Source organism: Vibrio sp. Vb0304 (genome assembly GCF_033338995.1).
Taxonomy (GTDB): Bacteria; Pseudomonadota; Gammaproteobacteria; order Enterobacterales; family Vibrionaceae; genus Vibrio; species Vibrio alginolyticus.
The window spans coordinates 42966-54747 of sequence record NZ_JAWOTT010000012.1; the positions used below are offsets into that span (position 1 = coordinate 42966).

Here is an 11782-nt window from a genome sequence, read left to right on the forward strand (position 1 = left end):
AAGTGTTGATGTAAATCAAATAGTCGTAGACAATATTGCCCCGTGTCGGACTCTCCTCCAGCGAGTACAGTGTGTACTTTTGAGACATAAGTGACTTAAATGACCTCAATACGTCGTGTTTCCAAGAATCGGAAATGCAACTTCTTGAGGTTCTTTGGGCCCATAGACTTTACCTATCAACGTAATAGGTAAGACCAATTTTCTATTTTGAGGTGCCATTGATAGGGTTGGCTCATTCTCTAGCCGTATCCGGGCACACAATAAGTACCTCGTTTTTAAGGGAAAGATGATGGTAATACCAGAAAACAGCAGCATCGTTATTTTTGGTGCTTCAGGTGACCTTACGTACCGTAAGCTCATTCCTGCTTTATACCACCTCTACGCGAACAAGCAGCTTCCAGAGAATTTTGCCATTCTGGGTGTAAGTCGCACTGAATACAGTGATGAGTCTTACCGCGCGAAGCTGAAAAAATCGCTTCAGGAAATGGAAAAGACTGAGCCAGAAACGCTTGATGCATTTATTAACCATCTGCACTACCAAGCAATTAATACTTCTGACACACAAGATTACGGTAAGCTATCTTCTCGCTTAGACCAACTTGCGGACGAATATCATTTCGAGCAACGCAATACGCTTTTTTACTTAGCAACCCCACCAAGTTTATACAGTGTGATCCCTGCAAGTCTTGCAGCACATGGTCTTAACAGTGAAGAGGATGGCTGGAAACGCCTGATCATTGAGAAACCATTCGGCTATGATCTTGAATCGGCGCGTATTCTGGACAAAGAAATTCACGAGCACTTCCAAGAGCATCAAATCTACCGAATTGACCATTACTTAGGTAAAGAAACGGTACAAAACCTACTTGTGCTTCGTTTCTCTAATGCGATGTTTGAGCCGCTTTGGAACCGTAACTTCATTGATTACGTTGAAATCACAGGCGCAGAATTCCTTGGCGTAGAGGAGCGTGGTGGTTACTACGACAACTCTGGCGCTGTGCGCGACATGTTCCAAAACCACTTGCTACAAGTATTAGCAATGGTAGGTATGGAACCACCAGCGCAAATCAATGCAGACTCGATGCGTGATGAAGTGGTAAAAGTGCTTCAATGCTTAAAGCCATTAGACGAAAACGCTCTGCGCAATGACCTAGTATTAGGCCAATACACGGCGTCTGAAGTTCGTGGGCAAAGCCTACGCGGCTACCGTGAAGAGCCGGGAGTTGCAGACGATTCTCGTACAGAGACTTACATCGGTTTGAAAGCGTACATCAACAACTGGCGTTGGAATGGCGTGCCATTTTACGTGCGTACTGGTAAGCGTCTTCCAACACGCGTTACTGAGGTGGTTATCCACTTTAAACAAACACCGCATCCTGTGTTTGGTCAAAACGCACCAGAAAACAAGCTGATCATTCGTATTCAACCAGACGAAGGCATTCAAATGAGCTTTGGCTTGAAAGAGCCAGGCGCAGGCTTTGAAGCGAAGGAAGTGAAAATGAACTTCCATTACGCTGACCTGCAAGAAACGCAAATGCTAACGGCATACGAGCGTCTTCTACTTGATGCTTTGAATGGTGATGCTACGCTATTTGCACGTAGTGACGCGGTGGAAGCGTGCTGGCAATACGTACAGCCAATCTTAGATTTTAAGCAAGATCCACAATCCCTCTTCGGGTACGCATGCGGCACTTGGGGACCTAAAGAGTCAGATGACTTGTTACAGCGTGATGGCCGTGCTTGGCGTTTCCCATGTAAAAACTTAACAGATACGGATTACTGTGAACTATGATCAACCATAAGATCTACCAAACAGCAGAACAGGTAGTTGAAAGCCTAGCTAACGATATGAAAGCGTTTAGCGAAATGGGCAGACCTGTTCACATCTCTCTTTCTGGCGGCAGCACTCCTAAAATGCTGTTTAAACTACTGGCTTCAGAGGCTTACGCAACCTCCATTCAATGGGAAAACCTCCACTTTTGGTGGGGTGACGAACGTTGTGTTGCCCCTGACGACGCAGAAAGCAACTACGGTGAAGCGAACACGTTGTTGTTTAGCCAAGTAAATATTCCTGCAGAAAACATTCACCGCATCCGTGGCGAAGATGAGCCTAAAGCAGAAGCCGAGCGCTTTGCAAAAGAGATGGCAGAGGTAATCCCGAATGAAAACGGCACACCTGTGTTTGACTGGATCTTATTAGGCGTTGGTGCAGATGGTCATACAGCTTCTCTGTTCCCTGGCCAAACGAATTATGATGATGCGAACCTATCTCTTGTGGCGTCGCATCCTGAATCGGGCCAACTTCGTGTGTCGAAAACCGCACGCGTATTAGAAGCAGCGAAACGCATTAGTTACTTAGTGCTTGGTGCAGGAAAAGCGGACATTGTTGAAGAAATTAACAGTTCACCAGCACACGCACTGCCATACCCAGCGGCTAAGATTCAAGCGAAATCGGGCCTAACGGAATGGTATTTAGATTTAGACGCGGCAGCAAAAATTGCTTAAGACGCTGCTCGTCGATGAAATAAAATTGGAGAGAAACAATGAAAGGTGATATCGGTGTAATTGGCCTAGCAGTAATGGGTCAAAACCTTATCCTAAACATGAATGATCACGGCTTTAAAGTGGTTGCTCACAACCGTACTGCTGCTAAAGTAGACGAGTTCCTGGAAGGTCCAGCAAAAGGCACGAACATCATCGGTGCATACTCTCTAGAAGAACTAGTAGAGAAGCTAGAAACGCCGCGTAAAGTAATGTTGATGGTTCGCGCTGGTGACGTTGTAGACAAGTTCATCGAAGCGCTAGTACCTCTGCTAGACAAAGGCGACATCATTATTGACGGTGGTAACACTAACTACCCAGATACAAACCGTCGTGTTGCTGCACTACGTGAAAAAGGTATCCACTTCATCGGTACTGGTGTATCTGGTGGTGAAGAAGGTGCGCGCTTCGGTCCATCTATCATGCCTGGCGGTGCTGCTGAAGCATGGGAAGCGGTTAAGCCTATCTTCCAAGGTATCGCTGCGAAAACTGACGCTGGTGAGCCATGTTGTGACTGGGTTGGTAACGACGGTGCTGGTCACTTCGTTAAGATGGTACACAACGGTATCGAATACGGTGACATGCAGCTTATCACAGAAGCTTACCAGTTCATGAAAGACGGTCTTGGTATGTCTGCAGACGAGATGCAAGCAGTATTCGCTGATTGGAACAAGACTGAGCTAGACAGCTACCTTGTTGAAATCACGGCTGACATTCTTGGCTACAAAGATGAAGACGGTGAGCCTCTCGTTGAAAAGATCCTAGACACAGCAGGCCAAAAAGGTACTGGTAAATGGACTGGTATCAACGCACTAGACCTAGGTATTCCACTAACGCTTATCTCTGAGTCTGTATTCTCTCGTTGTCTATCTGCACTGAAAGACCAACGTGTTGAAGCTGAATCTCTATTCGGTAAGACAATCACTCCAGTTGAAGGCGACAAGCAAGAGTGGGTTGATGCACTACGTCAAGCGCTACTAGCTTCTAAGATCATCTCTTACGCTCAAGGCTTCATGCTAATGCGCGAAGCATCGAACGAAAACGGTTGGGACCTAAACTACGGTAACGTAGCACTAATGTGGCGTGGTGGTTGTATCATCCGCTCTGCGTTCCTAGGCAACATCCGTGATGCGTACGAAGCGAACCCAGACATCGCATTCCTTGGTTCTGATGAGTACTTCAAAAACATCCTACAAGGCAGCCTAGCAGCATGGCGTAAAGTAGCAGCGAAATCTCTAGAGTCTGGTATCCCAATGCCATGTACGATTTCTGCGCTATCTTTCCTAGACGGTTACACGACAGCTCGTCTACCAGCGAACCTGCTTCAAGCTCAACGTGACTACTTCGGTGCTCACACTTATGAGCGTATTGACCGTCCACGTGGTGAATTCTTCCACACTAACTGGACTGGTACAGGCGGCGACACAGCGTCCACAACTTACGACGTTTAATCCGCGGTCAGTAAGCTGATCAAAGTAAAAGGGTGCCCAAGTGGCATCCTTTTTTGTGTTTGCTTTTACGGAACTTCAAGAGCGCCTAGGCGCTCTTTTCAGTGGTCGTTTTCTTGTTTTGATAAAACCTGTCTTTTAGGTAGAGAATTGCACTGACCACAAGAGCCACTAAAGAAACAGTGAATAGGGCGTACATGCTGAGAATCCATGCGAATGTGGCCGTCAAGAATGCAATGAAGGAAAACATTCTGCTGAAAGACATCACATGGCCAAGTTTGTTACTTTTCATAAACGCCTCCCGAAGCTAAGTGGGGATAGACAATTGTGGTCATATACCACACTTTTAATTGTCTGCTCTTTTGGGACGTTTCACACAAAAAAGTGGCTAAAGATTTCTCAAAAAAGGTGAAATATTGAACTGGTAGACAAATCGTTAAACTGAGTTGCACAGATATGACTTCGGTTGTCTATCACTTCAAAGTTTTTAACTACACAGATTAAGGGCATGTAGCGCTATTATTATCGTATTCGAACTCTACGATACACAATTGCAAGTGAACCTACACTCGTAAGCTCATCCCTGTCGTCAGTTACAGTAAAAGCTTTTTTCTCTGTTTAACAATACCTTAGTAACGACGGGCAATTAAACCCGTTTTTCGATCGAAACTCAGATTGCACAAAAGGTGAAAAAGAGTGCTAGGTAAGCCTTTAAACTACGCCTATAATTAGCGCCCACATGGAGGATGTTTATTATATGAACATCCTTTATTTTTTGAAACTAGCAACAAGGATCCAGTAAAACATGTTTTTCTGGTTTTGTTTACGTCGACCAAGAAGGTAATTAACACAGCAAATTGAGGTTCTAAGATGACTCTTAACAAGTACTTTGTTTTCATTCCAGCAGAATTGGAACAGGAAATGCACAAGGACAATCAAGTGATCTCTGAGAAGGAAACTCAACGTCAGGCATTAGTAAAACAGGCACAACAACAAGGCGGCCTGTAAGCTAGGTTTCAAAGAGAAAGAGCACCGCAACGGTGCTCTTTTTGTATCTGAGGTCGTAGAATTAACTTAATATGCCAAGGCTTTTCAACTTTCTGTAAATGGTATTTCGGCTCACACCAAGCATACGAGACGTTTTGCTAATGTTCCCCTGGTTGGCTTGATATGTTTTGAGCAACTTATCTTCGACGGTTGCACGCAGTTCTGAAGTTGGTTCAGCGGATGCTGCCCCTTCTTGAGCTTGGCTGAGTTTCTTACTTAGGTGGGCTGGGACGTGTGTGAGTTCCAATATTTCTTCACCTTGCGCCATTAAGGCGGATACTTTGATTAAACTATCGAGTTCACGCAAATTTCCTGGCCATGAGTAAGACAGCATCAGAGAAAGTAGGTGAGGGCAAAGCTGTTGTTCAGATTCGGCGTGACGCCGATGAATGTTCTCAATCAGTTGTCGTTTATCTTCACGCTCCTCAAAGCGAGGTAGCTCAATGATCAAGCCATTAAGGCGATAATACAAATCTTGGCGGAACAATTCTTCGCTGACCAAATGTTCCAGATCTTTATGCGTGGCTGCAATGATTTGCGTATCGACTTGAATGCTTTGGTTGGAACCCACGGGAAGCACGGTTTTATCTTGCAATACATGGAGCAATCGGCTTTGAGCTTCCAAGGGTAAATCTGCGATTTCATCTAGAAACAAAATCCCTTTGTGTGCTTGGCGAATTTTTCCCTGATAGCCTTTGCTGTTTGCGCCAGTAAAGGCACCGGCTACGTAGCCAAATAATTCAGATTCAACCAGATCTTTTGGTAGCGCTCCGCAGTTGACGGAAACTAACGGTCCCGTTTTTCTCTGGCTGTTTTTATGGAGTGCTTTCACAAACTCGTTTTTGCCAACACCAGTCTCTCCGAGAATCAACAAACTGATGTCTTTATCGATGACGCGATTGGCTTGCTGCCAACAGTGCTCAACAGCGGAGTCGCCATAATGAAGATCATTGGACGCCGCTACAGCACGAGACTTGACCTTGCTATCTTTATCGGTAAGCGGTTTTGTTTTGAAAACGAAAGGGTGCTCATTTCCCCGAGTGGATAGAATGTCGTCTAAGGATTGCCCAATGATACTTTTTTGCGCAAAAAGTTGAGAGGCTACTTGATTGTGAGCCAAAACTTGTCCGTCTTCATTTGCAATGATAATTCCTTGCCAACCACTATTCAGTAAACCTTTTTCGCACGCTAAATCCACACGAATATGCCCTTGTGGAATCAAGTTAAGTAGTTGATTCTCCACTTGCTGGACCATGTTTTGTACTAGTACTTGCGTTGAGAAGTCATGTCTCTTTTGCTCGCTCGTAATATCTAATACGCCAATGAGGTTACCAAGATGATCGAAAATAGGATTAGCCGAACAGCTAATAAAACGATGGTGTTGGATAAAGTGCTGATCACCAATAACAGAAACGGGCTTTGCTTCAACCAAGGCTGTACCAATAGCGTTGGTGCCTTTGACCTTTTCTTGCCAGCATGCTCCAGAGCTTAGCGAGATTTCCGTCAACTTTTCACGAAATCTAGGCTGTCCCCAACTGCCGATGATGACACCATCTGAGTCCGTCAAAATTAAGCGACTGTCGCTATGAGCAAATAGCTGATTAAACAAAGGGAGCGCAAATTGAGTGACTGCCTCTAGCAAAAAGTTGAGTTGGTGACGCCTATCTTGGAGCGTTGCTGGCGTTACTCGAATATCTTCAGGGCGTCGACGCTGTTTTAAACCCGCTTGTTCACTTCTGACCCATGAAGTTGAAAGCCAATTGTTATCGCTAATGTGTTGAAGTTCCATGACTGTACCATTTTGTCACAGTGAGGGTGTGCCATTTTGGAACACTTGAACATTGGTGTTTACACCATACATCCGCTCAAACATCGCTCACTTGGTTTGTTATCGCTTGGTAATCATAGTTTTACATTTAATTAACAACAAGTGTGGCGTAGTTGGCGTGTGACTTGCGTAATGCTCTTTGTGAACAGTGCGATACGACACTGCAATAACACATTGAACGAGAAACAAAAGGAAGAGTTATGATCTATGCACAGCCAGGTAGTGAAAATGCCATTGTTAACTTTAAATCGCATTACGATAACTTTATCGGTGGGGAATGGGTAAAACCAACGGGTGGTGAGTACTTTGACAATATCTCACCAATCAACGGACAAGCGTATTGTAAAGTTGCTCGCTCTGGCGAGGAAGATATTAATTTAGCACTGGATGCCGCGCACAACATCAGAGCAAAATGGGCCAAAACCAGCGTGACAGAACGTTCGAACATCTTGCTGAAAATTGCTGACCGTATTGAGCAGCATCTAGAAGAGCTTGCTGTTGCAGAAACTTGGGAAAACGGCAAACCAGTTCGCGAAACCTTGGCGGCAGATTTACCTTTAGTAGTGGATCACTTCCGTTACTTCGCTGGCTGTATTCGCGCACAAGAAGGCAGTGCGGCAGAACTGGATGAGCACACCGCAAGCTACCACTTCCCAGAACCGATTGGTGTGGTTGGTCAAATTATTCCGTGGAACTTCCCAATGTTGATGGCGGCTTGGAAACTAGCACCGGCACTAGCGGCGGGTTGCTGTGTGGTATTGAAGCCAGCAGAGCAAACCCCAACATCCATTCTGGTTCTGATGGAAAAAATCGGTGACCTTCTTCCTCCTGGTGTCATCAACGTTGTAAACGGATATGGTTCTGAAGCGGGTCAAGCATTAGCAACCAGCAACCGCATTGCGAAACTCGCGTTTACCGGGTCTACGCAAGTTGGCAACCACATTCTGAAATGTGCAGCAGACAACTTGATCCCATCGACAGTTGAGTTAGGTGGTAAATCTCCAAACATCTACTTCTCAGATATCTTCGATTACGAAGATGAGTATCTTGATAAGTGTATCGAAGGTACGTTACTTGGTTTCTTCAACCAAGGTGAAGTTTGTACTTGTCCATCTCGCGTACTGGTTCATGAAGCGATTTATGACAAGTTTGTAGAGAAACTGACGGAACGTGCACAGCTGATTAAACAAGGTAATCCGCTCGATACCGATACTCAAGTTGGTGCTCAGGCTTCTCAAGAACAGTTTGATAAGATTTTAAGTTACCTGGAAATCGGCCGTGAAGAAGGCGCAAAAGTGGTCTTTGGTGGTGGAGTGTCAGAACAGCCAGAGTCTATCAACCAGGGGTACTACATTCAGCCAACCATGTTGGAAGGCCACAACAAGATGCGAATCTTCCAAGAAGAAATCTTTGGCCCAGTGATCGCTATCACCAAATTCAAAGATGAGGCTGAAGCGTTGGAAATCGCAAACGACACTGAATATGGCTTAGGCGCAGGTGTTTGGACACGTGATGCGAACGTTGCATATCGTATGGGCCGTAATATTGAAGCTGGCCGGATCTGGATTAACTGTTACCACGCTTACCCTGCACACGCAGCGTTCGGTGGTTACAAAAAATCGGGTATCGGGCGCGAAACGCACAAGATGATGCTGGATCACTACCAGAACACGAAGAACTTGCTGATTAGCTACAGCATCGACCCGTTAGGCTTCTTCTAGTGAAACTAAGTAATTAATAAAGAAAAAGCAGTATGAATCAAAACCCCGAATCTTCGGGGTTTTTTATTAGCGTGAGCTTGTCGGCTGAAGGGTAACTTAGGTGTTTAACCTGCTTATATTGTGATATCAGGAACGTTGAATTATCGCCACTTTTCGTTCCATAAGCTTTTCTACGGCGGCGTTTTGCTTGTCAATATTGAGTTGCGGATCAAAATCCAAAACGCGATTGCAAGATTCGAGACTGGCAAATTGATTTAAACATTCACCAAGCTCTCTTTTAGAGCTTGTTCGCGTCATGCTGCTGTCTGATGAGGAGAGTAGGGTGACTTTACGGCCATGAAACGTTCCTTGCGGCACTGCATCACTTTGCTGCGCTTGTTGAACGTCATGAACCGATGAATTGGTGTATGTGGATTGGATGTCATTGGACATAAAGACACCTAAACTCTCAAGTCTAAAGTTTGTGGCATCGGTGGTGCCTCATCAATGGTTACATGAGAAGACAATAACGCTTCCCACGACTCGCTGTGCGTCAGCAATTCTGCTAAAGCTGTTTCAAAATATTCGTAATCCAGTCGCCTAATGTTAATGAGTCGGTTTAAACATAGGACATGTCGGTGGTTATCTAAACTAAAAAATAACTGGTGCTCAGGCCAGTGATAATTAAAGGCCAAGAAAGAGCGATAGAGATCGGAATTTACAATTTGAAGGCCAACAATCTCAGCTTCGAGCTGCAAAGTGGTCGATTCAGGATGAAAGATGATATGCACCCTTAGATTATCATCAAAGGCTAAGCTTACTTCATTTTCCGTTAGATGCAGTGCAGGCAAGCCTATTTGATGAGCAAACTTTAGCAAAATCTCATCGATAGTTTGGCGTGCTGACATAGGAATAGTCCCTTTTGAAATTTTATCAAGGAAAATATTAGATGTATCTCTTCATGTTTATCAATATTAGTCGGTTGTTATTATATTTTGGCTTTTAAATGTGTTGAGAGAAATAGAAAGATAAAAGTAAGTGTGTTCAGATGCATATCTCGATGGCAATGATATATATGAATATCACTTTTCTCTAATGAACTTCAATTAAGGAAGGAATGAAAGAGAGCAGAAACTGTTTTTGAAATTACAGTCCATGTTAACTACGTGTTGTTGAAAAATGCGATTTATTGTCCGCTTGTAGTATAAATATAAGTTGATCTTTTATATTTTTACATAAAGAATTGTGTGAATTTCAAATGAGCTAGATTATATAAAATAAGTTTATGGGGTCATAATGAACAATTCTATATGGGCTGGTTTTATTGGGTTATTCATACTGAGTGGGTGCAGTCAGACTGTGTCCGTTAATGGGGTGGATGGCTTTGATACACAGAGTCAGGCATCAGTCTATGGTTGGGTTTCTGTCGACGGCTACTTTCCACCTTCGATTACTTCTCTTGAAGTGGAAATATGTAAAGTTATTGATAATCAATGTCTTAAGTCGGCATCTCAGAGCTACCAAGGCGTTCAGTTGCCTGTGCAGTATTCGTTTTTAATTGCACCAATTCAAGCTGGTGAAGGAAAAATGAAGATTATTGGAAAGCTTTATTCAAACGGTGAGCTCGTTGCTGAAAAAGAAAAGAACTATTTATTTTTAGAGGGAAATAAACAAGAAAACTTGATTCTTGTTCCAAAAATAAACAGATAAAATTTTAAGTACTACATTTTTATTAGAATTTTCTAATTTATAAAAATAAAGACCATATCTTTCCTTTTGTGAAAGATTTGTTGTCTTTTATAAACATTAATTACATGACTTTGAAGTCATCGGGTCAGTTGTTTTTTAGACTCATACTTGTTGCAAAAACAGTATTTTTTATGATTATATCTCGCTCCTTGAACACGTTGGCTTGGCGTTTTAGGCTATAAAACATACATTTTTATGATTTTGGAAATTTAATTTTGTTCTCGAAACGATGCCAAAATCTATTTAATTGTATTCTAATGTATAACAAAACAACCAAGCTTAAATAACGAAATGATATTTAAGTTTTGGCTAATGATAAACGCTATCTGATAAAAATAATAAAGACGGACAGCAGAAATTTACTAAGTCAAACTTTTACCTTTAGGTAAAGGTAATGCTTGGGTTATTCGCTAATTATTCGGGGGGTATGGTAAGTGATAGAACTTCTATGCTCTTTTCTTTGCTTCTTTAATTCATACAGCAGTACTTAGAAATAACAACAATCAAAGTAGTGCTTTGAAAGTTTCTCAACATTTGCACTGAGAAACTCAAAATAATGAAGGGTAGAAAATGGATGTGTCAGGCCAACTAAACTCAGAAAGGGTCGACTCGAGTTCACGAAAAATTCGTAGTTTTTCCTGCTATGAAAAATCTGACGAAGTATTTCACTCAGACCAGTCTCACATTGTTGTCGTTCACAATGGTCAGCTTCGAGTTCAAACAGGTGATTGCACAATCGATGTTGCTGCAGAAAATGGGGTATTTCTATCCCAAGGAGATTACTTGTTAGAGTACTCTCCGCTAGATGGGGCATACAAAGCGTCGATTATTGCCTACGACAATGAACTCGTTAGTCAGTTGCTGCAAAAACACAGTGATCTCTTGATGATGCTGCCTAAGGTAGACAAAGTTTGTTCTGGTTTGTTTACTTTTGGTTTGAACATACTCGTTGAACAAGTGCTTTCTAGCATGCAGACGCTTGAGCAACAAGCGTACCCTGATGCCATTATGTGCCTAAAATACGAAGAACTACTCATTCTCTTGCTACACAGCAAAGGAGGAGAATCACTGTATGCGTTGCTGTCACAACAAACAAACCGTACGTCGGAACGGTTACGTCGGTTTATGGAACAGCATTACTTAAAAGAATGGAAGTTGACAGACTACGCGCAGGAGTTTGGTGCCAGCTTAACCACTTTTAAAGAGCTTTTTAATGAGCACTATGGCATTTCTCCAAGAGCCTGGATCAGTGAGCGTCGACTACTGCATGCTCATAAACTGCTGTTGACGAGTAAGATGAGCATCGTAGATGTGGCGATGGAGGCAGGGTTTTCCAGCCAGTCTTACTTTACGCAGAGTTACCGTCGTCGTTTTGGAACGACCCCAAGCCGCGTACGTTCGGGAGACGATCAAGTGGCTATCGCGAAATGAAATGACTTGGGACTAAAATTTTCTGACTAATTTTGAAA

At 43.3% G+C, this 11782-nt stretch carries 11 protein-coding genes; 7 read left to right on the forward strand and 4 right to left on the reverse strand.

All coding sequences use genetic code 11. The annotated features are described in order from the left end of the window. Nucleotides 1-289: 289 nt before the first annotated feature. The 3 genes from zwf to gnd are packed head-to-tail and all read left to right on the forward strand — an operon-like array spanning nucleotide 290 to nucleotide 3992. Nucleotides 290-1792 carry a glucose-6-phosphate dehydrogenase gene (gene zwf / locus R7P35_RS15215; RefSeq protein WP_213874529.1) on the forward strand — a complete coding sequence of 501 codons (1503 nt, stop codon included), beginning with the start codon at nucleotides 290-292 and terminating at the stop codon, nucleotides 1790-1792. Beyond that, nucleotides 1789-2505: a 6-phosphogluconolactonase gene (gene pgl / locus R7P35_RS15220; protein WP_005387158.1), complete on the forward strand. Its 717-nt coding sequence runs from the start codon at nucleotides 1789-1791 to the stop codon at nucleotides 2503-2505. Before zwf ends, pgl begins: the two co-directional genes overlap by 4 nt. A 38-nt stretch (nucleotides 2506-2543) precedes the next feature. After that, nucleotides 2544-3992, forward strand: a complete 1449-nt coding sequence (gnd, locus tag R7P35_RS15225; RefSeq protein WP_005377160.1) for a decarboxylating NADP(+)-dependent phosphogluconate dehydrogenase — start codon at nucleotides 2544-2546, stop codon at nucleotides 3990-3992. A gap of 85 nt (nucleotides 3993-4077) precedes the next feature. Here gnd and R7P35_RS15230 read toward each other — a convergent pair whose 3' ends face one another. Then, nucleotides 4078-4281 (reverse strand): hypothetical protein, encoded by a 204-nt coding sequence (locus tag R7P35_RS15230; protein ID WP_005377162.1) that lies wholly within the window; start codon nucleotides 4279-4281, stop codon nucleotides 4078-4080. Between the two features lie 578 nt (nucleotides 4282-4859). Here R7P35_RS15230 and R7P35_RS15235 point away from each other — a divergent pair. Continuing rightward, nucleotides 4860-4997 (forward strand): hypothetical protein, encoded by a 138-nt coding sequence (locus R7P35_RS15235; RefSeq protein ID WP_005377165.1) that lies wholly within the window; start codon nucleotides 4860-4862, stop codon nucleotides 4995-4997. A gap of 61 nt (nucleotides 4998-5058) precedes the next feature. Here R7P35_RS15235 and R7P35_RS15240 read toward each other — a convergent pair whose 3' ends face one another. Next, nucleotides 5059-6825, reverse strand: coding sequence for a sigma-54-dependent Fis family transcriptional regulator (locus R7P35_RS15240; protein WP_258458277.1), 1767 nt, complete (start codon nucleotides 6823-6825; stop codon nucleotides 5059-5061). 239 nt (nucleotides 6826-7064) lie between these two features. Between R7P35_RS15240 and R7P35_RS15245 the strand changes: the two genes are divergently transcribed. Then, a complete protein-coding gene (locus R7P35_RS15245) occupies nucleotides 7065-8585 on the forward strand; it encodes an aldehyde dehydrogenase family protein (RefSeq protein WP_005377169.1) in 1521 nt (506 codons plus the stop codon). A 126-nt stretch (nucleotides 8586-8711) separates the two neighbouring features. Here R7P35_RS15245 and exsE2 read toward each other — a convergent pair whose 3' ends face one another. Continuing rightward, the gene (gene exsE2, locus R7P35_RS15250; protein WP_054728556.1) at nucleotides 8712-9017 is read right to left on the reverse strand and encodes a T3SS regulon translocated regulator ExsE2; all 306 of its coding nucleotides are present in this window, start codon (nucleotides 9015-9017) and stop codon (nucleotides 8712-8714) included. 8 nt (nucleotides 9018-9025) lie between these two features. Then, on the reverse strand, nucleotides 9026-9472 hold the full coding sequence (gene exsC, locus R7P35_RS15255) for a type III secretion system regulatory chaperone ExsC (protein WP_005377174.1): 447 nt from the start codon (nucleotides 9470-9472) through the stop codon (nucleotides 9026-9028). A 388-nt stretch (nucleotides 9473-9860) separates the two neighbouring features. Here exsC and R7P35_RS15260 point away from each other — a divergent pair, with 388 nt between their 5' ends. Together R7P35_RS15260 and R7P35_RS15265 are read left to right on the forward strand one after the other, a co-directional pair. Continuing rightward, nucleotides 9861-10274 carry a YscW family type III secretion system pilotin gene (locus R7P35_RS15260; RefSeq protein ID WP_054579559.1) on the forward strand — a complete coding sequence of 138 codons (414 nt, stop codon included), beginning with the start codon at nucleotides 9861-9863 and terminating at the stop codon, nucleotides 10272-10274. Between the two features lie 609 nt (nucleotides 10275-10883). Then, nucleotides 10884-11744 (forward strand): AraC family transcriptional regulator, encoded by an 861-nt coding sequence (locus R7P35_RS15265; RefSeq protein ID WP_005377191.1) that lies wholly within the window; start codon nucleotides 10884-10886, stop codon nucleotides 11742-11744. Nucleotides 11745-11782 lie beyond the last annotated feature (38 nt).